This is a genomic window from Ectothiorhodospira haloalkaliphila ATCC 51935 (genome assembly GCF_000633935.1).
Lineage (GTDB): Bacteria > Pseudomonadota > Gammaproteobacteria > Ectothiorhodospirales > Ectothiorhodospiraceae > Ectothiorhodospira > Ectothiorhodospira haloalkaliphila.
Genome location: NZ_KK214998.1, coordinates 1,441,277 through 1,465,457, shown reverse-complemented (window position 1 = coordinate 1,465,457; position 24,181 = coordinate 1,441,277). Strand labels below are relative to the sequence as shown.

Below are 24,181 nucleotides of genomic sequence, written 5' to 3'. Positions count from 1 at the left end.
AAGTCCTCTGGGAACGGTAGAGGAGCCTGATTCGCCGCCGATCCACTGGCCTCTGCAAAAGTCACAGTCGATCGTTGATGGGCGAATCAGCCACTCCTCTACCCGCACCGCTACTTCACAGAAGCGGCATGGCAGACCTTAGTAGAAGGGTCTCCACAGGAACACCAGGAAGTGAGCAGCAGCAGCCAGCACCATGAACACGGTGAAGGTGGTCTTGAACTGCTCGTGGAATTCCTTGGCCTGTTCTTCGGTCAGACCGGAGATGCTGTTGTCATACATGATGATTATCCTCTGATTAGGTCGATGGCTTGAGTGAGCGGTGTAATCGCTTACTCAGCAGCTTCTTCAGCAGCAACTTCCGCGGACGCATCAAAGGTCAGCGGGTTGTAGTTGTCGTTGCTGTACACGAAAGCGTGAACGACCAGGGCCACGACCAGGACGGCCATCAGGATGGGCATCAGCCAAGTGCCGGGGTTCACCACCAGCCACAGCTTCCAGTCGTCTCTGGGGTTGCTCGGCTTGCTCGGTCTGTATTCGCTCATTTCATTAGTCCTCTTGGTTTTTCCGGATCTCGTGCGAGATCCAGGTCATTGCACTCGCCACAACTACTCAAACTTTGTCTCACCAAACCCGTTTAGGCTGCGCCACCGGGCTGGCGTTGGGGTGTAAGTCTACGAGGACACAGGGGGATGTCAAGGCACCGATACACCGACAAGCCCAACTCTCCCGCAAGACTCCCAAAAGCTTGAGCCACGTCAACATGGCGACCTGCCAGAGTCGATTTTCAGTCGTTGAACAGGGCACGCAAACGCTCGATATCCGATTCACTCCACCCCTCCGGTTCGGTCAGCACGCGCCAGGCGTCGATGTAATCGTTTGCCGCGAAGGTGTGACCAAAGCCCGCAGGCGTTGACCCGGCCGCCATGTCCGCTGCCAGTTGCAGCATGGTCACGATGGGGTACCAGCGCAGATCCGGCGACACATCCGGTCCACGGGGTTCCCTTATCCATTCGGGTTCCCGATAAAAGCTCTCCGGATCGAAGAAGGTGATGGGGTCACTGGCATGCTGCAGGTAGGCGATGCGGAACGCCCCCCACTCGCCGTCGTAACGATCAAGCCCCTGATGCTGGTTCATGAATCGCACCACGTCACCATCGCGGAAGCTGGGCAGCCAGGCCGACGTGCCCGGGTCACGCTCCCGGGTGGCCTTGCGCCAGGTCTCGCTGCGAAATGGGGGACCACTCCACAGGGCGCCATGAAAAGGATCCTGGATCACATCGTAGATGTCGAAGGAACGATCCGAATTGAGGGCTCCCAGGCTCAGGCCGTGAAGGTAAAGCCGGGGGCGTTCGTCGGCGGGCAGGCTCGACCAGTGCCCATACACCTTCTCGAACAGGGCGCGGGCCATCTCGGCCCCGTATTCACCTTCCACCATCAGTGACAGGGCGCTGGGCAGGTAGGAATACTGGGCCGTGACCGTGGCAATATCCCCCCGGTGCAGATACTCCATCGGATTCAGCGCAGCGGGATCCACCCACCCGGTCCCCGTGGGCGTCACCAGCAAAAGGACGGAACGCTCGAAGGCGTTGACCCGCTTGAGCTCCCTCAGGGCCAGGTCGGCCCGCTCCTCTGCCGTCTCTGCGGCGTTCAGGCCCACGTAGATGCGAATGGGCTCCATGGTGTTCTCGCCAAAAAACTCGCTCAGATCCGACGCCCTGGGCCCGGATGAAACGAAATTGCGACCCTGCCGCCCCAGGTCGCGCCAGTCCACATAGGAATCCACGCTGCCTGCCTTGAGGGGATCCGTGGGCCGGGTCAACTCATCCTCGATCAGGGCATCCACCTGCTGATAGGAGTTGTCGGCAGCGCGCAGGGCCAGCGAGAAGATCACCCCATCAATGACCGACCAGAACAGGGCGGCAGCCACCAGGACACCCACCACATTGGAGACGTGCTGGGGGATATAGCGCCCCAGCCATAGCGCCAGGAAGCGGAAGGTGTGCTTGAACAACCTGGCCAGCGTGAGCAGGATCACGAACACCACCAGGGTCATCAGGCCCACGCTCACCGGCTGCACGCCACCGGCCTCTTCCATCTCCATGAGCGCCCGCAGGGCGTTCTGCCACTCCCCCGCCTGCCATAGAAAAGTCACCGCCACCACCGAGCAGATCACCGTGGCCAGGATCTTGATGACCCAATCCACCCGCGGTCCGGGCACCGGCAGTTCCACGTAGGACCACAGCCAGCGACCAAAGAAACCCACCGCGTAACCGGCGGTGAAGGACAAACCGGAGATCAGCCCCTGAACCAGAAAGGGACGGGGCACCAGACTGGGGGTGAGCGAGAAGGCGAAGAACAGCGTGCCCACCAGCAGGCCCACCACAGAGAACTGGCGCCATAACCGGGCCAGTCGATTGGCATACACACCCATGAAACCCATACCTTGAAGATCGTGTGGTGGAGATTTTACAGAATCGAAGGCAACTGCCGGGTGAGCGCCTGATGCTCGCGGGTGGCTTCCCGACCGGTGAGTGCAAAGCCCAGCAGCTTACCCTGCTCGTCATGGAACAGGGCCTTGACCCCCTCCCCGACCTCTTCCACCGACCATTGCCCCCGGGCATCCGGCGAGACCGGCGAGACCACCACCGGGTGGCTTGGAGTCTTCACCCGAACCGGCATCGCCGGATAGGACACCGCCGTGGGCTCCCCAGCCAGGGTGCGACCCAGGGCGGGGGCTGCCTGCATGATGGGCATCACATAGGGCAGAACCTGCCCCTCCACCTCGGCACAATCGCCCAGGGCATGAATCCCCTCCGCGGAGGTGATCAGGTGACGATCCACCACGATCCCGCGGTTCACCTCCAGTCCCGCCGCCTCGGCCAGGGCCGTGCGCGGGCGCAGCCCGATGGCAGAGAGCACGGCTCCCGCCCGAATCCTGTCGCCGTTCTTCAGGTGCAGGCAATAACCATCACCCTCACGATCGACCCGCGTCACCACCGTCTCCAGGTGAAAGGTGATGCCCGATTGCTCCAGACCCCGCTGCAGGGCGCGGCCCGCCGCTTCGGGCACCAGCCGACCCAGGGGATAGGCATCCGGCCCGATCACCTCCACCTGGCGCCCGCTGCCGGAGATATCGTTGGCAAACTCACAGCCGATCAATCCCGGACCAATGAGGGCCACCCGGTCGACACCCTCCAGGGTCCTCCGGAAACGGGCGTAATCCGCCAGGGAATTCACGGTCATGATGTCCCCTGCGCCGTCACCCTCGTAGGAGAATTCGATGGGGCTGGCCCCCACAGCCAGCACCAGGCTGTCAAACTCCAGTGATTCACCCGATTCCAGGCACAGTTTGCGTGCACGGGTGTCCAGGGACGCCACCGTGGTGCGTGCCCGGATATCCGCGTCCAGTTCCCGCGCCATGTCCTGCGCCGACTGCTGCACCAGGGACTCGGCGGTCTTGCCCTGGGTCAGGGCATTGGAAAGCATGGGCTTGGTGTAGTATTCGCCGTCATCCTGCGTGATCAGGGTGAGCGGAGTGGATGTGTCGTGCTTGCGCAATTCCCGCGCCACGTTGTAACCGGCCAGCCCGGTACCCAGGATGAGAGTGCCTGCCATGGTGATCCCTTGCGTGGATGGGTGAACCCCCATGATAGACCCTTCCCCCCTCACAGGCACACGGGCGCCAGGGCTTCCAGCCAAGCCCCTCGGGGTGCATGCCACCCCGCCGAATCCTGCTAGACTTCCGGCCTGGCTTTCATCCCTTAGTGATCAACCCCATCCTGGCAGGAAGGCATCATGCCCAAGAAAGACATCGATCTGTTTTCCCGACTGTATGCTGGCGCCCTGGATCTGAAGAACCGCATCGTCATGGCCCCCATGACCCGCTCCCGGGCCGATGATGATGGCATGCCCACGGAGTTGATGGCCCAGTACTACGCCCAGCGCGCCGGGGCGGGGCTGATCATCAGTGAGGGCACCTGGCCCTGCCCCATGGGCAAGGGCTATATCCGCACCCCCGGCATCTACACCGAGGAACAGGTGGACGCCTGGGGCAAGGTGACCGAGGCGGTCCACGCCGCTGGCGGCTCCATCGTGCTGCAGTTGATGCATGCCGGGCGCATTTCCGACCCTTCGTTCCTGCCCGGAGGGGCCACGCCGGTATCCGCCTCGGCGGTGCGCCCCGAGGGGCAATCCTACACCGCCGAGGGCCTCAAGCCGCACGTCACGCCCCGGGCGCTTGAAGTGGACGAGATCGAGGAAATCATCGAGGACTATCGCATTGCCACCGCCATGGCCTTCCAGGCGGGCTTCGATGGTGTGGAGTTGCATGCGGCCTCCGGTTATCTGCCGGAACAGTTCCTGTGCTCAAGCACCAATCAGCGTACCGATGACTACGGTGGCAGCGTCGAAAACCGGGCCCGCTTCATCCTGGAGTTGCTGGAGGCCATGACCTCCGTGCGCAGCGGCGATTACATCGGCATCAAGATCGCCCCGGAGATGGGCTTTAACGACATCCATGACGACAACCCCCAGGAGACCTATGGCTACCTGGTGGATCAACTGGGAGATTACCGGCTGGCCTACCTGCACGTGGCCCTGTTCGGCACCGATGTGGACTACCACGGCCTGCTCAAGCCCCGTTTCCGCGGCGATGCCTATCTGGTGGGCGGCGGCCTCACCCGGGAGAGCGGGGAAGCGCTCATTCAGTCGGGGCGCGCGGATGCGGCCGTCTACGGCACACCGTTCATTGCCAACCCGGACCTGCCCGAGCGGTTCCGGCGCAACGCGCCGCTGGCCGAGGCGGACAAGGATACGTTCTATTCAGGCGGCCCCGAGGGTTACGTGGACTACCCGAAGCTGGATGGCTGAAGCCCGGCCCCAGCCCCTCTCCCCGCAAGAGAGAGGGGCCTGGAGCGCATCTTTCATCATCGGGGGTGACTCGCCACCGTGATGCATGAGAGTTAGCATTGGGGAATGTCAGAACCTTCCCGACACCCCCTCCCCGACCCACCCGATTATCAGGGCGGCAGCCTGGCCAACCTGATGTCGTCCCTCATCACCGGGCTGGGCGGTACGCCCTCCCCGTCGCTCCCCCCGCTTCGACTCCTGCCCCCCGATGAGATATCGGGCCACCGGCATGTGGTCCTGGTGGTGGTGGACGGCCTGGGCGATGAGTTCCTCAAGAGTCAGCCGGCACCCTTTCTGAACACCCATCGCCGGGGGGCCATTCACTCCGTGTTCCCCACCACCACGGCCACCGGTGTCACCACTGTGCTCACCGGCGACGCGCCAGCCCAGCATGGGCTGAGTGGCTGGTATGTGCATTTTCGGGAACTGGGCTCCGTACTGGCTGTGCTGCCGGGCACTCCCCGCCATGGCGGAGTCGGCTACGACAGGGTGAACCTGGACCTCAGGGGAGTGCTGGGTCATCGAGCCCTCTTTGATCGCATCCCGGGCCCGTCAGCCATGGCGGCCCCGGAAAAGATCGCCCGTACCCCCTACAACAAGCTTCACCTGGGCAAGGCCAGCCTGCTGCCCTTCAAGCGCCTGGAGGACATGGTCAATCGGGTGGATACTGCCATCCGCGGGCGTGCCGGGACCCGCTATGTCTATGCCTACTGGTCGGAACTGGACACGCTGGGCCATCATCATGGACCGGACTCACGCCAGACGCGGGACCAGCTGGCCCGCGTGGATGAGGCACTGGCGCGCCTGGCGCGACGCCTGGCAGGCACCGATACCCTGCTGGTGGTCACCGCCGATCATGGCATGGTGGACGTCCTGCAGCGCCTGGATTTGAGCGCCTACCCCGAGATCAGCCGTTGCCTGGCGCTGCCTCTGTGTGGCGAGCCCCGCGTGGCCTGGGCCTATGTGCGCCATGGCTATCACGAGGTGTTCCAGCAGCGCGTTGAAGCGGAGCTGGGTCATGCCTGCACCGTGCTGCCAAGCCGCGATTTACTGGAACAAGGCTGGTTCGGCCCGGGAGTGCCCCACCCGGAACTGGAGGCCCGCATCGGTGACTTTGCGCTCATCATGCACCCTGGCTGGATCATCCACGACCGCATCCCGGGACAGAAGCCCCACGACATGGTGGGCGTGCATGGGGGACTCGATCCCCGGGAGCTCTACATTCCCCTGGCCCGCACGGTGTGTTGAAAAGGGCGTGTTATCATGGGCTGCCCACCCACATGGAACAGGACACCGCCATGAAAGAAGCCCCTACCCTGTTCGACAGCGCCGCCAGCCAGACAGTGGAACTGGCCAACACCCTCACCGAAAAGGATCCCCAGGCCGACCTGTGGGAGATTGCCGACGGCATGCTGGCCGGGGCCGTGCATTACTGGCTGTACACCCGTCAGCCCTGTGGCGACCCCCTCTGCGAGGAATGCGCCGCCATCAGTACCGCCGAGGAACGCCTGGCCCAACTGCTCAAGGACCTGGAACAGTACGCCCGGGAAAGTGACTACTTCCACTCCCCCACTGATCTCAACGTGGGCAGGGCCTGACCCGTCAACCCGGGAGACGAATCACCAGCGCCGCCCCACCCAACTCCGAGTCCTCAACCAGTAGATCCCCCCCATAGGCCGTCACGATCTCGCTGACCACTGCAAGGCCGATGCCCTGCCCGGGCACCCCCTCATCCAGCCGACCCCCACGCGCCAGAATGGCCGGCACCCGGTCGGCGGGGATGCCCGGGCCATCATCCTCCACGCGGATCTCGAGCAACCGTCCCCGGTGCCCGGCCACCGCCCTCACCCGCTGGCGACAGAACTTCCAGGCGTTATCCAGGAGGTTACCCAGCACCTCCATCAGGTCCCCCTCGTTGCCACGAAAATGGCTGCCTGGCTGCACCTGCATGGAAAACGCCACACCCTTGTCCCGGTAGACTTTGTTCAGGGTGTCCGCCAGCCGCTGCATCACCGGGGCCACATCCAGCGGTGCCGCCAGGGCGCTGCGCCCCGAGGTGGCTGCGCGCTGTAACTGGTAGGCCACGATGCGATCCATCCGCTCCAGCTGTTCCAGCACCTGTCGGCTGTCGAGGCTGTCGGTATCGGACCGTTGCTCCAGGCTGCCGCGTAACACCGCCAGCGGGGTCTTGAGGCTATGTGCCAGATCGGCCAGCCCGTCCCGGTAACGGGCCAGCTGAGCGCGCTCCTGCTGTATGAGGGTATTGAGGTTATCGGTGAGGGGCTTGAGTTCTGCCGGGTAGTGGCCGGTGATCTGACCCTGATCGCCCTGCTCCATGGCCCGCAGTTCCCGGGCCACCCGACGCAACGGCATCAGTCCCAGATACAGGGCCAGGGACTGGGCCGCCAGCAACAGCACTGCCAGGACGGCGAGCCAGCCCCACAGACTCCGCCGGTACTCGCTCAACTGCGCTTCCAGCCCCGATCGATCCTCCATCACGGTGAAGGTCAACGGCACCAGTCCGCCGGGTGTCTCCCAGTCCACGGTCATACGGGCCAGGAATCGATCTTCCATACCGACACCCATGGGCAGGCCCAGCGCTGAGGGGGAACGCCAGAGGATGCGCCCGCGGGCATCGGTGACATGGGCCTGGAGCCCCGAATCCGGTAGGGTGAGACGCGCATCCGGCAACCGCTCCGGCATGCTCACGGCGCCCCCGGCATCCACCTCCACGGTGCCCATGAGCATGAACAACTGAGCCTGCAGGCGCTCCTCCAGGGCATGGGTGGCGCTGTCACGAAAGGCCCGCTCCAGGGCCAGGGCTGTGAGTCCGGCGAAGATGGCCACCACCAGGGCGGCGATCAGGCCCACGCGCAGCGTGAGGGAGTTCATGGGTCCCCGTCGGGGCGCAGCGTCAGGCGGTAGCCCCGGCCACGCAGGGTCTCGATGGGCGCATGACGACCTTGTGGGTCCAGCTTGCGCCGCAGGCGCCCGATCAGCACCTCCAGCACATTGCTGTCCCGATCCTCGTCATGGGGATAGAGATAGTCGGTGAGCGCCTGCTTGGACAGCACCTGCCCGGGGTGTCGGGCCAGGTGTTCCAGCAGGCGGTATTCGAAGGTGGTGAGGGCCACGGCATCCCCCTCCATGGAGACCTTCTGGGCCTGGGTATCCAGCACCAGCGGACCCAGGCTGAGGCAGTCGTCGGTACTGCCCACGGCGCGACGCGCCAGGGCCTTGAGGCGGGCCACCAGCTCCTCCATGTGAAAGGGTTTCACCAGATAGTCATCGGCGCCTGCCTCAAGCCCCTGCACCTTCTCCTGCCACTGACCGCGGGCGGTGAGAATGAGGATGGGCAGCCGGCGTCCCTGGGCCCGGGCACGGCGAATCACTTCCAGTCCCGGCAATTCCGGCAGCCCCAGATCCACCACCGCCACATCGGCGGGGTATTCCATCAAGCGGTAGAGCCCATCGCGGCCATCGCTACTGGTATCCACCATCCAGCCCTCGTCCTCGAGGCGCTGGCGCAGCTGGGCCAGCAGGGAGGGTTCATCCTCGATGACCACCACGCGCATGGGCTAGAGCCATTCCCCCGTGGCCGCATCCACCAGGATATGTCGCACCCGCTGATCCTCGATGAGCACCCGGATGCGATGCACCTGTCGACCCTCATGCTCCTGTGTCTCGGCGGACAGCACCCGCCCCCCGGTCTGCTCCTGTACCTGGGCCACCGCCTCGTCCAGGGTGACGGGGCCATTCTGGGCCACCTGCAGGGCGTGGCCGGCACCGGCGCCCGGGTAGGTCACCCCGGTGCCGGCATGGACCGCACCCCAGGCCGCCAGGCACAGGCAAAGGCACAACATCCCGAGCAACGGGATGACCTTGCCGGGCAGCGAATGTGGGATGCAGTGGATCATGGCCATGAGTTTACCAGTCCGCGGACGAAAGGCGCATCAACCACCCCCCGGCTCTCCTCTGAAGGATGGTCTGTGGCACCATATCCCCGCAAGACCGGTCATCAGCCGAACCGCGGGTTCGTGCATCTACACTCTGCGCCCGTCGTGCTGAATGCCGGCTGAACCCGCTGGCCCTCAACGCCCGAATCAGGACCCACTCCATGGACTCCACCGCCTGGATCATCGTCAGCCTCATCGCCTTGTTCCTGCTGGGACAATTCGCCTTTCTGTACCGCTCCAAGGGCATGCAGGGGCGGGTGGCCCCGGACATGACCGACCTGCTCAGCGAGGCCCAGAAGGCGCAGCCGCGGCTGATCTTCTACTTTCACAGCCCCCGCTGCGGCATGTGCAAACAGGTCTGGCCGATCCTCAAGCCGTTGATGGATGAGCGCTTCGACATCATCGAGGTGGATGTGAGCAAGCGACCGGATGTGGCACGCCGCTTCAAGGTCATGGGCACCCCCACCCTGATGCGTGTTCAGGAGGGCCGGATCGAAAAAGTGATGATGGGGGCCAAGGACGAGAAGACCATCCGTGACTTCGTGGAGGCCCCGTGAGCCAGCCAACGCAACCCCAAACCGTCCAGGCGAGGACCCCACAGGAGATTCGCCAGTTGCTGGAGCCCGAGAAGGGCCCGATCACCTGGCCGGAACTGCAGCCGCACTTTGCCCGCGGCGTGGTGCTGCATGTGGCCGAAGAGCTCCCCCTGCTGGATGCTGCCATTCACCTGGTGCAGGACGACAAACTTCGCGTGCAGGATCTGCTCACCCAGGGCCTTCTGGCCCGCGCCGATGTGGATCACGCCAAGGACTGGGAGGCACGCAAACCCCGATTCGAGGCGGTGGTGGTCGCCCCCTGGGTGCTGGTGCGGGAGATCTGACCCGCGCGCGGGCTCCATGGAATGGGCCCCCATGCGGGAGCCGACATGATCCGTTATCATCCCGGGTTAACACGTCATCAGGGGAAAACCCATGTTGCAGATCAGCCCGAACCTGGTGTGCTGGTTCATCAGTCACGCCAGGGAGTTTCACGCCCAGGAAGACGTGATGATGCCCGAGGAACCGGATCACCAAGCCGACGACTGGATTGAAGAGGCCCTGGAAGAACACGCCGACAACGTGGTTTACCTGGAACTCAAGAACACCGTGGAGGAACTGGAGCCCGAGCTTCAGGCCAACATGGTGGCCTTGATGTGGCTGGGGCGCGGCGACTACAGCGAGGACGAGTGGGATCTGGCGCTGGAAGAGGCCAAGTCCAACTGGACGCCGCGCACCGCTGACTACCTGCTGGCCACGCCCATGGGGGCCGACTACCTGGCCGAGGGCCTGGCCATGCTCGGCCACTCATGCGAAGACGACTGATCGGAAAGCCCTGATGGACGTCCTCTATTCCCTGCGACTTCAGGCCCGCTACAGCCGCTGGGCCCACGCCCAACTGCTGGAGCACTGCGACGGCCTGCAGGACGAAGTGCGCAAGACAGAATGGTTTGGTACACAGGGATCGATTCACGGCATCTTCAACCAGATGCTGCTTCAGGATCGCATCTGGCTGGGGCGGATGCTGGACAAGCCCTATGTTTACCGCTCTCCGGATCAGGTGCTTTATACCGAATACGGTCTGCTGCGCGCCGAGCGCATGCGCACGGACAGCGAGATCATGAACTTCGTTCAAAGCCTGGCCTACCCCAACCTGGACAAGAAGATCACCTTTACCCTGGATCATGAACCCCGGGAGTGCACGCTGGTGCTGGGGGAGTGCCTGCTCAACCTGCTGCATCGCCAGTCCACTCAGCGAGGGCAGATCACGGCACTGCTGGAACAGTCGGACGTGGATCTGGCCCCGCTGGACATGCTGGCCATGCCCGGCATCGCCGATTGATCCCACCCCGCCTCCGAGGCCCGAGCCATGAAACAACCCTCTGCCCTGAAATCCATTACCTATCACGGTCTGGAGACCGGCCCTCGTCTCATCGTCCTCGGGGCCGTGCACGGCAATGAGACCTGTGGTACCCAGGCCATCCACCGGATGATGCAGGAACTGGACGCGGGGCAGAGGGAACTGGCCCGGGGCACACTGACCTTCGTGCCCATCACCAACCCCCTGGCCTGGCAACTGGAACAGCGCAACGGCGAACGCAATCTGAACCGCAACTTTCGCCTCACGGATACCCCGGAAGACTTCGAGGACCGCATCGCCAACCGCCTGGGGCCGTTGCTCCAGGCCCATGACGTGCTGCTGGACCTGCACTCCTTCCATACCGGCGGCGAGCCCTTCGTGATGCTGGGCCCGCGTAACAATGACTCCGAGCTGGAGTATTTTCAGCAGGCCGAAGCGGAACAGGCCCTGGCCCGCTGCCTGGGGGTGCGCCGCATGGTGGAGGGCTGGCTGGACACCTACGCCCGGGGCGTGGCGCGGCGCCTGCGCAACCCCAACGCCAGCCTGCGGGCTCAGATGCTGAGCACCGACCCCGGTTATGGCATCGGCACCACCGAATTCATGCGGGCCCATGGGGGCTATGCGGTGACGCTGGAGTGCGGACAGCACGACGACCCGAACGCACCTGAGGTGGCCTATCAGGCCATCATCAACACCCTGGCACACCTGCAGTTGCTGGATCTCCCCGCCCCCACGCCCCGTCAGGATGTGGAAGTCCTGCAACTGGTGGAAGTGATCGACCGGGATCACCCGGAAGACCGTTTCACGCGATCCTGGGGAAGCTTTGACCCGGTCCAGGCGGGTGACGAGATCGGTCACCGGCATACCGGCGAGCCCGTGGTGGCCCCCTGTGACGGTTTCATCGTCTTCCCCAACCCCAACGCCCTGCCGGGCAATGAGTGGTTTTACCGGGCAGAGCTCAGCGACCGCTTTTGAGGACAAGAGCCTGAGCAGGTCACTCCGTGCCCTGTGCTGATCGTCCGTTTTTCTTCTTCTTCCGCCGCACCCCATCCAGGACCTTGAGCTGCGCCACGGCGCGCAGGAATTCCGCATGGGCGGCATCCCGGTCGGTGAACAGCACGCTCTCGCGCATGATCTCCTCGGCGTCACGCTTGGCCTCCAGGGCCGCCTTCTCGTCGATCTCGTCGCTGCGCAGGGCAGTATCCGCCAGCACGATCACCCGATGGGGCTGGATCTCCAGCATGCCACCGGAGATGTACAGCAGATCCTCCTCGGTCTTCCCCTCGGGCAGGTAACGCACCACGCCCGGGACAATGGGCGTGAGCAGTGCCGAGTGGCCGGGGAAAATCCCCAATTCGCCGCCGGTGCCCGTCAGGCAGACCTTGTGCACGGAGCCACTGAACAAGGCTGCCTCGGCACTGACAATCTCCAGATCCATGGTCGCCGTCAACGGTACGGATTGCTCTCTAACGGTCACACACGTCTCCTGCCCTTGCCCTTGGTCGCACCACTGCCACTGGTGGGCTGGGTCGGCACCTGGATGCCGGCGTCTGCCATGGCATTGAGAATCAAATTGACCACCTTATCCCAGTCATGAAGCTTGTCAGTGTTGATCACCAGATCGAATTGGTGGAAGTCGTTGGTGCGCCGCTGCACCATGTTCCAGAGAAACTGTTCGCGCTGATGATTGATGGTTTCCACCTTCTCCCGGGCCTCGGCCTCCGGCAGATCCTCATCCAGGGCCACGCGCACGGCACAATGCCTGGGGGAGCCGGCAATGCGAACCCGAAAGGCCCCCCGATCCCGCAGGAAGATATGCGCGCCCCGGCCCACGATGACCCCGCCCTTGGGGCTGATGGCCAACAGGACATCCACCAGTGCCCGCCGGTAGGTGGTGAGGAAATAGGCATCGCCGGAGAGCACGGAATACACCCAGGTACTCTTCCAGGCAGAAACCTTCTCGTCCAGTTCCCGAAGCAGATTGCGGTCCTGCTCGGCGTGCTTGGCCACACGATCCAGCAGTTCCTCGTCAAAAAACTCCACCTGTAACCGCTCGGCCAGCAGGCGGGCCACCTGCTCACCGCCCGCGCCGTAATCCCGGGAGACAGCCACCAGGGGTGGCGTTTTCGCAGCCCTTCCCCGGTCGGGATCAATCTCCCGTGACTGGGTACGAATATAACGCTGCAGCAGTTCGTTGACGTCGCGCATGCACCACCTTCGGCCTTGTCCGAGGATTCATGGTACAACGTGTGCCTGCTCACAATGAATAACCCACTGCCAATGCCAGCTGCAAAAGGATCCGACGCGCTCATGCATGATGAGGTCCCCTATTTCCGTCCCGTACATCAAATCTGCCAGCGACAGGTGGTGACCTGCCAGCCAGGCGAAAACCTCGTTGATGTGGTAAAAACCATGAGGGATAAGAATATATCCAGCGTGGTGGTCTGCGATGAGGGGGGCGCCCCCATCGGCATCGTCACCGACCGGGACCTGCGCAACAAGGTGGTGCCCTCGGACAAGGCACCCGGATCGTTCCTGGTTCAGGACGTGATGAATAGCCCGCTGACCACGATTGGCGAACATGATGTGCTGTATGAAGCGCTCTATCGCATGTCCAACCAGGGTATCCACCGGCTGGTGGTGGTGGACTCGGAGGGGGCACTCAACGGCATCATCACCGACACGGATATTCTGCGCATGCAAAGCCATTCCCCACATCAACTGGTCAGGGATATCGAACGGGCGCGCAGTATTGAGGATCTCAGCGCCCTGCACACCCGCATCCAGGACCTGGTCGTGCACCTGAGCGGCACCACCACACCGGTGCGCGACATGGTCAAACTGATCGCCAACCTGAACGATCAGATCCTGCTGCGCCTGGTGACCCTGGTCAAAAGGGAGCAGTTTCCCAACCTGGCCCGCGGCTACGCTTTCGTGGTGATGGGGAGCGAGGGACGCTGCGAACAGACCCTCTCCACCGACCAGGACAATGCCATCCTCTACGCGGATGACCTGGACGAGGACGAGGTCCGCGAGATCGAGGCCTTCTCCCACACCCTCATCGATCATCTCATCAGCATCGGCGTGCCCCCCTGCCCCGGCGGCATCATGGCCAAGAACAAGGCCTGGCGACGCAGCCGCTCCGAATGGCTCAAGGAGCTGGACCGCTGGCTCATCACGCCCAGCCCGGAGAACATCCCCAACGCCAGCATGTTCACTGACATCCGCACCCTGCACGGGGATCAGTCCCTGGAGAAGCAACTCAAGCAGCATATCTACAAGCGACTGGCCGAGAACAAGCTATTCCTCATGCGGATGGCCGAGAACATGCTACGTTTCCAGCCGCCGTTGGGCTGGCGCGGCAAGATCAAGACGGGTGCTCAGGGCGCGGGACGCGGGCAGGTGGACCTCAAGAAGGGCGGTATCTTCGCCCTCACGGACGGTATCAAGGCCCTGGCCCTGGAGGCCGGCGCCCTGGATGGTGGTACCCACCAGCGGCTGCAGATGCTGGTGCGCAAAGGGGTGCTGGCCAAGGATCAGGCTGGCGATCTCGAAGAGAGTTTCGACTTTCTGGTGCTCATGCGCCTGCGCGGCCAGGTGCGGGACATCGAAAAGGGTAAGACTCCCGGCAATACGGTGATGCTCGATGAACTCAGCCAGATGGAACAGGGCAAGCTGCGCATCGCCTTCGAGGATGTGGCCAAGTTTCAGCGCTTTATCAGCAGCCACTTCAATTTGGGACTGCTGCGCTGAGACCTCCAGGGAATCTCCCACACCAGGGATCGACCATGCCACACGCCTGCTGCCATACGCCGCCCCCGGGCCCACCGGTGGCCACCTACTCCATCGTCGCCCGGGACCCTGATTCAGGACGGATGGGGGTGGCGGTGCAGTCCCATCATTTCGCAGTGGGCAGCGTGGCCCCTTTCGCCAGGGCTGGCGTGGGGGTCGGCACCATCCAGTCATTTGCACGATTGATCTACGGCAGCGAAGGCCTGCGTCTGATGCGGGAGGGCTCCAGTGCCGGAGACGCCCTGCGCCGGCTGCTGGCCCGGGATCATCACATGGACTTTCGGCAAGCGGCCATGGTGGACACCGAGGGCAATGCCGCCGCTCACACGGGCCAGCTCTGCATTGACCAGGCGGGCCACAGTCTGGGCGATGGCTTTGTGTGTCTGGGCAACATGCTGCTCAGGAAGGACACCTGGGATGCCATGGGCAGCGCCTTCGAAGCGGCTTCCGGGGAATTGCATCACCGCATGCTGGCAGCCCTGGAGGCGGCACAGAACAACGGTGGCGACCTGCGCGGTCGACGCTCGGCGGCCATGATCGTGGTGAACGCCAAGGCCACCGGTGATCCGGCGGAGGATACGCTGCTGGACCTGCGGGTGGAGGACCACACCAGCCCGGTCAAGGAGTTACGACGTCTGGTCACCCTCTGGGAGGCCTATGACCACAACACCCGGGGCGGGCATCACCTCCGGCATGGTGAATATGATCAGGCCATCAAGGCCTTCATGCGCGCCGAGGAGCTGGCCCCAGAAGAAGCAGAACTGGTTTTCTGGCGCGGGGTGGCCATGGTCAATGCGGGCTATCTGGAAGAGGCCCGCCCCCTCTTCAGAGGTCTCTTCAAGGCTTCGGACCACTGGGCGCTGCTGCTCACCCGGGTGGCCCGCAACCGCTTCCTGCCGCACGACCCTGAACTGCTGCGCACGCTGATTCCCGAGGAGTTCAGGGAAGCATCAGAGGTGGCCGAAGCGCTTGAGCACAACGGCTGAGCCGATGATGCCATGAGCTTTGGCATGGAAGAGATCCTCATCGCCCTGATCGTCACACTGGTGGCGGGGCTGGTGCACGGTGCCTTCGGCCTGGGATTCCCCATGGTGGCCACACCGGTGCTGGCCCTCTTCACCGACGTGATGACGGCCATCCTGCTCACCCTGGCCCCGAATATTGCCGTCAATCTCTGGAGCCTGCTGCGCGGCGGCGGTTGGCGGGAGAGTGTGGCCCGTTACTGGCCGGTGGCCGTATGGATGCTGGTGGGCTCGGGCGTTGGCACCCTCATCCTGGTAGCCATGGATCCCAACCCCTTCCGACTATTGCTGGCCGCCACGGTGGTGCTGTATCTGGTGTCCGACCAGCTCAAACGGGTGAACTGGGGCTGGATGCGACGATACCCGGGACCCAGCGGTGCCGGGGCGGGCTTCGTGGGCGGCATACTGGGTGGCACGGTGAACGTGGGCGGCCCGGCGCTGATGATCTATTTCCTGGAACTGCGGATCGCGCCGCTGGTGCTGGTGCAGGCCATCAACCTGTGCTTCCTGCTGGGCAAGAGCACCCAGGCGCTCACCTTCGCCGCCCTGGGCCTGCTGGGCCTGGAACTGCTTTGGCTCTCCCTGCCCCTGGCCATCACCGCCCTGATCGGCCTTAGAGTTGGCATGTGGATCCGTGAACGGGTGAACGCGGACACCTACCGGGGCTGGCTGCGCGGGCTGCTGTGGCTTCTGTGCATCCTGCTGGTCGTGGAGTTTTTCCGGGAACTGTAGCAAGGGCGGACAACCGCACCGCAAGGCATCCATGCCTTGCCGACAGCCGCACCTCGTCAGTAGCAGGGTGCGACTGTCGGGATCAGACCGGACTAGGACTTGCTCTTCTCCGAGATCTCCTTGAGTTCCTTCAGGCTCTCCCGGAAGCGCTCATCCAGTTTCTGCATGGAAGACTCCTGGGCGGCGCGCATGCTCTCGCTGATCTCCCGCATGTTCGCACTCATGCGCTCGTACATGGCACCGATCAGTTCCACCTGGTGACTGGGCAGATCACCGGCCTCCGACCTGGACAGCTTCTCGGTGTTCTTGTTGACCTCCTCCATGGCCTCCTTCACCAGTTCCGACTGACGCTTCATGAGCGCCTCGGTGCTCTCGAACAGGGTGCGATTGGCGGCCACCATGGCCTCCACGTTCTTGCGCTGAGCCTCCATCAGTGCCTTCGTGTCCATCTGCGGCATCTGATACTGCTTCAGCATCTGATTCATCTGTTCCATGTAACGGTTCGGATCAAACAGCTTCATCATCTCCGACATGTCGAAGGGGTTTTTCTGTTCTGCCATGTGTCCTGACTCCTTAGGGGTGTTGGGAAGGCGTCATGAACGCCTTGGTGAACTCACTCCCCGAGGGTAGACGAAAACCGCCACTCATACACCCTCCCTCTGCCCGGATGACCGGGGACAAAGCTGTGGATAAAGCCTGAGCTCGCGGTGGATGAATCAGGGTCGTCGAGTTATCCACATTCCACGCACACCCTATCCTTGAATTGCCCCAACGGTACTGCACAGGTTTCAATGAATACAAAGCCATGATTTATAATGTTTTTTACATAGTTTTCCCGCTTTGACCAGCCCCCTTATTATTATTATTGGTAGTTAATTAAAAAACTTGTAATAAAGGGCGCCACAAAAAAAATTCATCGCCTCAGCCTCCGTTGTGGGTGATCCCGTCCCCCTGCACCCTGATGGTTTCAGCTTCAATACGGACCTCCCGCCCCTGGATGAACAACTCACCCCGGGGAGTAAGGCGAATCCCGGCATTGGCATGACCAATATGGATTTCTCCGGACTGACTCTGCAGGGTGACTCTCCCGCCGGCCCACATCGCCAGTCGACCGCTCGCCACATGGCACTCCAGATCCCCCTGCCGGACCTCCAGGCGCATGCCACGTCCCGCCCTCAGATCCATGGCTCCCTGGCTGCGCTGTTCCAGATCCCCCTGTGCTGCCTCAAGATGCACATCACCTCCTGCCTGAATCCTCAGATCCTCCCCGGAGGACAACTGCAAGGAACCCTCTCGGGTCTCCAGGGATGAAGCCCCCTGAACGTTGACACGCTGATCCCCGCCTACCTCCAGAATCTGATCCCCACCCGTCTGAATGGACAACGCCTGTCCCGCCTGCCAGAGCATGCGGCCATCATCCGCGTGCAGGGCCAGGTGGGGGTCTTCCGGCGTGGCATCCATGAGCAGACGCAACCCATGGTCCCGCGTACTGAGCCTGACACGGGGACCCTGGGGCTGGTCATCCATGAGCAGTTCGTTGCCCCCGTGGGTTCGCAACAGGTTCTGGTGGCGGTTGTGAGCGGTCACGGGACTGGGGTGGTCGGTATTGGGCAGGGCGCCCAGGATGATGGGGCGGTGCGGATCGTTGTTCTCGAAGGCCACCAGCACCTCCGTGCCCGCATGCAGGGGAAAGTGAAAGCCGAAGTCATCACCCGCATAGGGTGTGAGCATGCGCACAGGATGGCTGGCCTGACCGGGTGGATGCTCACGGGAGTCGAAATCAAACCGGATCCGGTAACGTCCCTGGGCATCCAGATGGACGGACTCGCCCTCGGGCCCGTCGATGCGGGCCACAAAACGGGCGCTGCTGCGGTGAGGCTTCAGCGGCGGGCGATAGGATTGAGTGGATGGGATGAGTTCAATCCGTGTGCTGAACGCCGGGCCTGGGGTGGGTGCGCCCTCGGGCAGACTGGAAGCCTGCTCCCCGCGAATTTGCAGGGCCGTGATGGTATAGGTCTGATTGAAATCGGGATGAGGATGGCCGGTCAGGGTGATCCGTTGCCCCGGGGTCAGGCCCCGATGCCCCGTCCAGGCCGAGAAGCTGAATCCCTGCGTATCCAGGGCCTCGGCTCGCATCCGGGCCAGCTGCTCACCCTGGCCCGGGGTGCCAAAACCGGCCCCCCAGTGTTCCTCAATGCCATGCGAGGGCTGTTTGCACGCCTGCCGGGCATGCAGCACGACCTGGGGATGGTCCGGGCAGTGGTCCCTGAGGTCCACCGCCGCGGGCATCAACCGGGACCGGGGCTCCAGCCGGTAGACGATGTCCGCGGGGGCATGCTGTCCGCTGTGAGCGTGATACGGCAATCGCCTGACGGGCGCCTCGGGCAGGTCACGCGCATCATCGTGGATGACCAGGGTCGCCCCCTGCCGGGATTGTTCAAAGCGGTAAAACAGGCCGTGAAAGGCCATCAGGCGGGTCATGAAGGCCAGGTCGGACTCCTCCACCTGAACGATGAGGTCCTCCACCGGATCATCTTGCCGACAGGCCATGCGCCATTGGGCCGGTGTCCAGCCATGGCCCTGCAATACCTCTTCCACCACTGCCCGCACCCCCATGCCAGGGAAAACCCGGTTCTGGCGGGTCCGGGCCAGGGGCGCCAGCGGGGATTCCAGGCGGATGTGCTGGATCACCCCCTTGCCGGTCGCTCCCGGGGACTGATCCAGCGCCGTGACCAGGCCATGGATGCGGGGTGCGGTGGTCCCCCGGTCAAGGCACAGACAGGCGGCCTGCCCCAGGATTTCGCTGGCCACCCAAGGGGAGTGACTGTGGCAGCGGACATCCAGGCGGTAGGAGCGTGACAGGGCAAGGCCCTGGCTGCTGAAGTCCAGCACCGTGAGGTGTTCGCCGCCCCGGCCGGGCAGCTCAAGCCGAAGACGAGGCCGCCGTGTCATGAGGTTCATGGGCATGTATTCCAGGGGGTCGGGTCGTGAAGGCGCTATCCGGCCAGCTGCGAGCGATGACCAGGGCAGGTAATCCGGATGTGGGCAGGGTATCCATGCCCAGCACCGGTCCCTGGCACCCCAGCCGGGGCAAGCGCCGGGATACGTGTTCGAGGGTCAGCACAAAACCATGACGGTGGCCCAGAACCCTGCGGACGTCGGCCGCCAGGGCCACGCCCGAGGGCTGTCCGGGTGACAGGGTACGGACCTGGTCCATGGGAAGCGGGCCGATGACGATATTGATGGGGCCACTGCGGTCTGGCACCCGCTCGCCCAGATGGGTGTCCATGCCCAGGCGGTTACCCGGTGACCTTCCCAGGTGGGTGGCGGGAGACAGGCTGACCCAGTGCGGCTGGAACTGTGTGATCCGCACGGGAGCATGAACATGGGGACAGCACTGCCGGAGCCAGCGGCCGATCCGCGCCGAAAGGGCATCGGCGCTGGGTTCGCCGCTGATTCCTCCCATGACTGGGCCGATGGTTGCCCTGTGCCGAAAGCCCTGGCCTCCCAGGGCTGCCAGGCAGGCTTGCAAAGGATGATTGCCCTGCCCGTCGATCAGGGTTGGGCGTGCGCGCTGCCACACACGGTAGTTCAGGTGGGCCTGTCGATGGCCGAGAATATCCAGAAAACCCCTCAGGGTCCTTGCCTCCGGGCTATCGCCCTGGGCCACCTCGCGCCAGGCGACGGGCAGGTGGCCTTCCACGCCATACAGACCCGAAGTGGGTGCGCACAGGTTGATCCGACCCTGGCTGTCCGGGAGGGTCTTCAGTGGCGACGAGGGAAAGGACAACCCAGGATCCGGCGAGACCATCACGGGTTCTTCCCGATGCAGATGAACACGCATCCATTCCAACAGGCCACCCTGTCGCAGGCGTTTGTTCACCTGTGGGTCAGGAGCACCTGCAGGCCGCCTTGCGGGGCTCATGGAAGATCCCCCAGGCCGGTCACGGCACCAGCAACACGAAGGGATGGTCGAGATTCCACCGGCATCAAGCCCGAATCCGGGCGATGCTCCAGGTACAGCCGGACAAAGCTGTTGAGTGGTGCGTAGTGGTTCAGGAAACGCTCCAGCACCGAGGCAAAGAGCACCCGATCCGCCTCGCCGGCGAAATGGTCCTCATCCACGTGCAGGCGGGCTTCCAGGCCATGGAGTACGGCCCCGCGTACCATGCGGTTGCAGGGGGTGACGGTGAGCTCCCCCAGGCCCTCAAGCCGGCGCCGCTGTGACGCGCTGCCACTGCGATCCAGCAATTGCATCACCTGCCGCAGTGCCGAGGTGGACATCATTCCCTGTTGACGCAGGCAGACCAGGGACACCAGATCCCATCGCCACCGCGCCCGATCCGACGGCGGATAATGCGGCGTCGGACGAATGAGATGAGTCACTTTCAGAGTATCCGGGATGTCCTTCACCCCGTGAACGGTCGTGCCGGGACCCAGGTGGCGGTGGGGCAGATCCCCGTTATGGGCCAACAAGCGGCAGGACAGGGTTTCCGGGAATACGGCTTCGGCAGGATCCAGGTCCAGCCAGGTCTGCCAGCGGCCATTGGGCCCCGGCCGTGGCAGGGCCTGGTAAAGGGGTTGGTCCTCGGCCATGCCAAGGGTCAGGGCTGGGCGGTAAGACCGACGCTGGGCGTTGGCACCATTGATCCCGATGATCTGTTCCACCCGGTGGGCATGGATGGATTGCCGTGCCCGGGCATCGGGTAATACCGGATAACGGGAACGACCCGGTTCCCTGGCGATGGGCTCGGCGGTGTGTTCAAACAGGTTGATGGCCGGGGCGCAGTGCAGCCGCAGGCTCTGGGTGGTCGCAGGGATGCAGGTGGGCAGATGCACATCCAGTTGCAGGTGCAGGGTGAATTTCCCGGTTTCCCTGGGGAGGCGCTCACGGCTTCCGGTGTACAGCCTCAGGAAGCGAAAGGCCTCGGGAAAATGCAGGTAGTCCTGCAGCAGGTGCAGCCCGGCGTGGGAGGCGTCCACCCATGGCGTCATGGGGGCCTGCCAGGGGCGGGGGGCAGTGTCGACAACCCGGTCCCCGACCAGGGGATGTTCTCCCTGCCCTTCCACCCACAGGCTCAGGGTCCGGGTGTGGTGACGCAGGGCATGGACCAGTTCTGCGCTGCCACGCGGATCGGCGGCATACAGATCCAGGTACTCGGGCAGCACTGTTGAGGCACCACGGGGGTCATGGACTTCAAAACACAGGGATACCCGCGTGCCGCCGGGCGTATCTGCTGTTTCGATACTCACCAGTTCCAGGGGGTGGAGGGTCAATTCGGTAACGGTGCGAAAGCGGCAACGGGTGGATTCGTTGCCCACCGGATCACTTTCCACCATGGCTCCGGCTGGCACCGTCTGTGTCATGCCGCCTCGCAGTCGCGGCTGAAAGGCGAGGATGGTGCAGGCGGGATAGGCACTCATGGCGCCGGGCCACAGTTGTTCCAGCAATGCCCCGGCAATCTCCGGGAGGTCATCATCCAGGCGCCGGCTGATGTCGGCGTGAATACGCGCGACCCCCTGCAGGAGGGTTTCCATCCCCGGGCCCGGATTCTCCGGTGTGTCCAGGCCCAGGCGCCGGGCCGGTTCCGGGAAATCTTCCGCAAACTCCCGGGCGGCACGATCCAGGTGCATGCGTTCGCGCAAACATGCCTCGTCCCGGGCATGGGTGAACTCACCCGGTGGGCAAAGATATTGAAGGATGTCCATGGGGCCTCTCTTCCTTGATGAACCGGTGGCACCCGCACCCCTCTTCCATGGAGGAAGAGGGGCTCTGGAGCGCCTGTTTCCTAACGGCCCTCGACCCAGGAATCCTGGAATTCGATGTTGCCGTCCACATAGGTCCAGGTGATGCGCCCGTAGCGCAGGGAGACCTCCTCCAGGTGGGGATAGCGCTCCTTTTCCAGATCCTTGACGTTGTGCATCGTGGGTTTCACCGAGGTCACCTTCACGTCCTCCAGGCGATGGCGGAAGTATTCCCGCTCACTGCCGCTGTCATCGATGCGGAACCAGCTGATCACCACCTCCGAGAGGGTCTGGCCGTTGCTGCAGGCCTTGTAGAGATAGGGGGAGACCTTATCGAAGGTCTTCACGAAACGCAGGGGCTCGTGTTTGCGGGTGCCAGTCAGGCTACCGGTGTCGGAATCCGTGGGGATGCGGATCTGGTGATCCAGTTGCAGCACCTCCACCGAGTTGCGCCGGCCGGTGATCTGCACGGGCCCCTCCACGGGGGCGCCCTGGTCGTCACGGATGCTCAGGTAGGCGGGTACGGCCATGTCATGCTCTCCTTGCAATGGATGGTTGGGGACTTCAAGGGCTTGCCCCTTTACCGGGGCGGGGATCTGGGAGTGGGTGATTTACCCGGCGTCCTTGGGCATCTGCGCCACCAGGGACAGCCGCACATCCACCCCCTCGATCTGGAAATGAGGCATCACGAACAGATTCACGGCATACAGCCCCGGGTTTTCCGGAATCTCCTCGACGCTGACTCGCCCGTCCCGTAGTGGATGACTGGCCACCAGGGCCGGGTCCGGGTCCTTCATGCGGGTGACCAGGGTCTGCAACCATTGATTGAGTTCATCCTCCAGCACCTGGCGGGACTTGCTGGCGCCGATGTTCTCCCGCTGCAGGATCTTCAGGTAATGGGCGATGCGGGACACCAGCATCACATAGGGCAGACGGGCGTTCACCAGGCTGTTGGCCGTGGCTTCCGGTGACGGATATTCGCCGGGCCGTTGGGTGGAATTGGCTGAGAAGAAACAGGCGAAATCCCGGTTCTTGTAGTAACTCAGGGGGATGAAGCCCATGCGGGCATACTCCAGTTCCCGGCTCTCGGAGATGAGAAACTCCGTGGGCATGCGGGTCTGCAGGCCCTGGCCCAGGTCGTACTGGTGCAGGGGGAGGCCAGGCACCTTGCCGCCGGATTCGGGGCCGCGGATGTTCACCGCCCAGCCATGATCCCGGAAGCTCTCGGCCATGTTGGCGGCAAAGGCGAAAGCCGCATGACCCCAAAGGTACTTGTCCGGTTCCGGCCCCAGGGTGTTCTCCTGATAGCAGAAGCTGCGCACCGGGTGATCCTGGCCGTAAGGCAGGCGCAGCAGGAACCGGGGCAGGGTCAGGCCCACATAACGGGCGTCCTCACTGTCCCGGAAGGCATTCCACCGGATGAAGGCCGCCTGGTCCATGTGCGCCCCCAGGTCCTGGATGCGGGGCAGTTCGCTGGCCTTGTGCTTGCCGAAGAACCGGGCCCCCACCGAACCAATGAAGGGACAGTGGCAGGCGGCGCTCACCCGGGCAATCTCCCCCAGCAGGCCGATGTCCTGAGCGGTGTTGTCGAAGCTGTAGTCGGAGATCAGCGCACTGACCGGCTCGCCGCCGGGGGTGTCGTATTCCTGCACATAGATCTGACGGTACAGCCCGCTTTGGGTGGTGTCAGCGGCATCCTCGAAATCCTCCTGAAGATCCTCCTTGCTCACATCCAGCAGTTCCAGCTTCACGTGGGCACGGGGATCGGCCCGTTCGGTGAGAAACTGCAGGCTGCGCCAGGCGGCCTCCAGCCGCTGAAACTCAGGATGATGCAGGATCTCGTCCAGTTGTTCGCCGATCAGGCCATCAATGCGGGCGATGAAATCATCCACCAGGGTCTTGTCGATACGCGCAGCGCTCCCGCCAGTGGCAGGGGGTTCCAGAAAGTCCAGCAGCACCCCCAGGGCGGCGGTGAGGCGATCTCCCTGGGGGGCCTGGGCCAGTTCCCCCGCATCGCTGAAACGGTCCAGATTCAGCCCCTGTTCCAGGGGGGTGACGGCGGCCAGATTGCACAGGCGGGCGTAGGGTGCTGCCTGACTTGGGGTGTCCACGGTCTGTGTGGCGGTCATC

The 24,181-nt window shown here is 63.7% G+C and carries 26 protein-coding genes; 11 read left to right on the top strand and 15 right to left on the bottom strand.

The genetic code is table 11. The annotated features are described in order from the left end of the window. Positions 1–138: 138 nt before the first annotated feature. The 4 genes from pufB to ECTHA_RS0114630 form a co-directional block, all read right to left on the bottom strand. Positions 139–279, bottom strand: a complete 141-nt coding sequence (gene pufB / locus ECTHA_RS0114645) for a light-harvesting antenna LH1, beta subunit (RefSeq protein ID WP_025280200.1) — start codon at positions 277–279, stop codon at positions 139–141. Positions 280–329: 50 nt separating this feature from the next. Continuing rightward, positions 330–542 carry a light-harvesting antenna LH1, alpha subunit gene (pufA, locus tag ECTHA_RS18515; protein WP_025280201.1) on the bottom strand — a complete coding sequence of 71 codons (213 nt, stop codon included), beginning with the start codon at positions 540–542 and terminating at the stop codon, positions 330–332. 242 nt (positions 543–784) lie between these two features. Next, a complete protein-coding gene (locus ECTHA_RS0114635; protein WP_025280321.1) occupies positions 785–2,431 on the bottom strand; it encodes an alpha/beta hydrolase in 1,647 nt (548 codons plus the stop codon). A gap of 35 nt (positions 2,432–2,466) precedes the next feature. After that, positions 2,467–3,615, bottom strand: a complete 1,149-nt coding sequence (locus ECTHA_RS0114630; RefSeq protein ID WP_025280320.1) for an FAD-dependent oxidoreductase — start codon at positions 3,613–3,615, stop codon at positions 2,467–2,469. Between the two features lie 180 nt (positions 3,616–3,795). On the opposite strand from ECTHA_RS0114630, the gene ECTHA_RS0114625 reads away from it, so the two are divergent. The 3 genes from ECTHA_RS0114625 to ECTHA_RS0114615 all read left to right on the top strand — a co-directional run bounded on the left by ECTHA_RS0114625 (position 3,796) and on the right by ECTHA_RS0114615 (position 6,506). Next, positions 3,796–4,869 carry an alkene reductase gene (locus tag ECTHA_RS0114625; RefSeq protein ID WP_025280319.1) on the top strand — a complete coding sequence of 358 codons (1,074 nt, stop codon included), beginning with the start codon at positions 3,796–3,798 and terminating at the stop codon, positions 4,867–4,869. 105 nt (positions 4,870–4,974) lie between these two features. Further along, complete coding sequence (locus ECTHA_RS0114620) at positions 4,975–6,156, top strand: alkaline phosphatase family protein (RefSeq protein WP_025280318.1); 1,182 nt, start codon at positions 4,975–4,977, stop codon at positions 6,154–6,156. Positions 6,157–6,206: 50 nt separating this feature from the next. After that, complete coding sequence (locus tag ECTHA_RS0114615) at positions 6,207–6,506, top strand: hypothetical protein (RefSeq protein WP_025280317.1); 300 nt, start codon at positions 6,207–6,209, stop codon at positions 6,504–6,506. 4 nt (positions 6,507–6,510) lie between these two features. Here ECTHA_RS0114615 and ECTHA_RS0114610 read toward each other — a convergent pair whose 3' ends face one another. From ECTHA_RS0114610 to ECTHA_RS18510, 3 genes are read right to left on the bottom strand one after another with little or no spacing between them, the layout of a single operon-like run. Continuing rightward, positions 6,511–7,800, bottom strand: coding sequence for an ATP-binding protein (locus ECTHA_RS0114610; protein WP_025280316.1), 1,290 nt, complete (start codon positions 7,798–7,800; stop codon positions 6,511–6,513). Further along, a complete protein-coding gene (locus ECTHA_RS0114605) occupies positions 7,797–8,483 on the bottom strand; it encodes a response regulator transcription factor (protein WP_025280315.1) in 687 nt (228 codons plus the stop codon). Before ECTHA_RS0114605 ends, ECTHA_RS0114610 begins: the two co-directional genes overlap by 4 nt. A 3-nt stretch (positions 8,484–8,486) precedes the next feature. Further along, the gene (locus tag ECTHA_RS18510; protein ID WP_025280314.1) at positions 8,487–8,831 is read right to left on the bottom strand and encodes a PepSY domain-containing protein; all 345 of its coding nucleotides are present in this window, start codon (positions 8,829–8,831) and stop codon (positions 8,487–8,489) included. Positions 8,832–9,025: 194 nt separating this feature from the next. On the opposite strand from ECTHA_RS18510, the gene ECTHA_RS0114590 reads away from it, so the two are divergent. The 5 genes from ECTHA_RS0114590 to ECTHA_RS0114570 all read left to right on the top strand — a co-directional run bounded on the left by ECTHA_RS0114590 (position 9,026) and on the right by ECTHA_RS0114570 (position 11,735). Then, positions 9,026–9,421: a thioredoxin family protein gene (locus ECTHA_RS0114590; protein ID WP_025280312.1), complete on the top strand. Its 396-nt coding sequence runs from the start codon at positions 9,026–9,028 to the stop codon at positions 9,419–9,421. Further along, the gene (locus ECTHA_RS0114585) at positions 9,418–9,744 is read left to right on the top strand and encodes a DUF2288 domain-containing protein (protein ID WP_084307043.1); all 327 of its coding nucleotides are present in this window, start codon (positions 9,418–9,420) and stop codon (positions 9,742–9,744) included. The genes ECTHA_RS0114590 and ECTHA_RS0114585 overlap by 4 nt, the downstream gene beginning before the upstream one ends. A gap of 91 nt (positions 9,745–9,835) precedes the next feature. Continuing rightward, on the top strand, positions 9,836–10,225 hold the full coding sequence (locus tag ECTHA_RS0114580) for a DUF3775 domain-containing protein (protein ID WP_025280310.1): 390 nt from the start codon (positions 9,836–9,838) through the stop codon (positions 10,223–10,225). A gap of 13 nt (positions 10,226–10,238) precedes the next feature. Then, positions 10,239–10,742 carry a DinB family protein gene (locus tag ECTHA_RS0114575; RefSeq protein ID WP_025280309.1) on the top strand — a complete coding sequence of 168 codons (504 nt, stop codon included), beginning with the start codon at positions 10,239–10,241 and terminating at the stop codon, positions 10,740–10,742. A gap of 27 nt (positions 10,743–10,769) precedes the next feature. Continuing rightward, entirely contained in the window at positions 10,770–11,735 is a 966-nt protein-coding gene (locus ECTHA_RS0114570; RefSeq protein ID WP_025280308.1) for a M14 family metallopeptidase, read from the top strand. 19 nt (positions 11,736–11,754) lie between these two features. Here the strand turns inward: ECTHA_RS0114570 and ECTHA_RS0114565 are convergent, their stop codons facing one another. Both ECTHA_RS0114565 and ECTHA_RS18505 read right to left on the bottom strand, forming a co-directional pair. After that, positions 11,755–12,237 (bottom strand): F0F1 ATP synthase subunit epsilon, encoded by a 483-nt coding sequence (locus tag ECTHA_RS0114565; RefSeq protein ID WP_238984801.1) that lies wholly within the window; start codon positions 12,235–12,237, stop codon positions 11,755–11,757. Beyond that, positions 12,234–12,968, bottom strand: a complete 735-nt coding sequence (locus tag ECTHA_RS18505; RefSeq protein WP_025280306.1) for a cytidylate kinase-like family protein — start codon at positions 12,966–12,968, stop codon at positions 12,234–12,236. Before ECTHA_RS18505 ends, ECTHA_RS0114565 begins: the two co-directional genes overlap by 4 nt. Positions 12,969–13,022: 54 nt before the next feature. Here ECTHA_RS18505 and ECTHA_RS0114555 point away from each other — a divergent pair, with 54 nt between their 5' ends. From ECTHA_RS0114555 to ECTHA_RS0114545, 3 genes are read left to right on the top strand one after another with little or no spacing between them, the layout of a single operon-like run. Further along, the gene (locus ECTHA_RS0114555) at positions 13,023–14,513 is read left to right on the top strand and encodes a putative nucleotidyltransferase substrate binding domain-containing protein (RefSeq protein WP_338042713.1); all 1,491 of its coding nucleotides are present in this window, start codon (positions 13,023–13,025) and stop codon (positions 14,511–14,513) included. A gap of 35 nt (positions 14,514–14,548) precedes the next feature. After that, entirely contained in the window at positions 14,549–15,538 is a 990-nt protein-coding gene (locus tag ECTHA_RS18500; protein ID WP_025280304.1) for a DUF1028 domain-containing protein, read from the top strand. Positions 15,539–15,562: 24 nt separating this feature from the next. Continuing rightward, complete coding sequence (locus tag ECTHA_RS0114545; RefSeq protein WP_238984800.1) at positions 15,563–16,306, top strand: sulfite exporter TauE/SafE family protein; 744 nt, start codon at positions 15,563–15,565, stop codon at positions 16,304–16,306. Between the two features lie 92 nt (positions 16,307–16,398). On the opposite strand, the gene ECTHA_RS0114540 is transcribed toward ECTHA_RS0114545, so the two are convergent. The 6 genes from ECTHA_RS0114540 to tssC all read right to left on the bottom strand — a co-directional run bounded on the left by ECTHA_RS0114540 (position 16,399) and on the right by tssC (position 24,180). Next, positions 16,399–16,866: a phasin family protein gene (locus ECTHA_RS0114540; protein ID WP_025280302.1), complete on the bottom strand. Its 468-nt coding sequence runs from the start codon at positions 16,864–16,866 to the stop codon at positions 16,399–16,401. A 361-nt stretch (positions 16,867–17,227) separates the two neighbouring features. Continuing rightward, entirely contained in the window at positions 17,228–19,267 is a 2,040-nt protein-coding gene (locus tag ECTHA_RS0114535; protein ID WP_158407525.1) for a type VI secretion system Vgr family protein, read from the bottom strand. Continuing rightward, positions 19,230–20,189 (bottom strand): type VI secretion system baseplate subunit TssG, encoded by a 960-nt coding sequence (locus ECTHA_RS0114530; RefSeq protein WP_025280300.1) that lies wholly within the window; start codon positions 20,187–20,189, stop codon positions 19,230–19,232. The genes ECTHA_RS0114535 and ECTHA_RS0114530 overlap by 38 nt, the downstream gene beginning before the upstream one ends. A 38-nt stretch (positions 20,190–20,227) precedes the next feature. Beyond that, entirely contained in the window at positions 20,228–22,015 is a 1,788-nt protein-coding gene (gene tssF, locus ECTHA_RS0114525; protein WP_025280299.1) for a type VI secretion system baseplate subunit TssF, read from the bottom strand. Between the two features lie 80 nt (positions 22,016–22,095). Further along, entirely contained in the window at positions 22,096–22,581 is a 486-nt protein-coding gene (locus ECTHA_RS0114520; protein ID WP_025280298.1) for an Hcp family type VI secretion system effector, read from the bottom strand. Between the two features lie 81 nt (positions 22,582–22,662). Continuing rightward, positions 22,663–24,180: a type VI secretion system contractile sheath large subunit gene (gene tssC, locus ECTHA_RS0114515; RefSeq protein ID WP_026623838.1), complete on the bottom strand. Its 1,518-nt coding sequence runs from the start codon at positions 24,178–24,180 to the stop codon at positions 22,663–22,665. Between the last annotated feature and the right edge of the window lies 1 nt (position 24,181).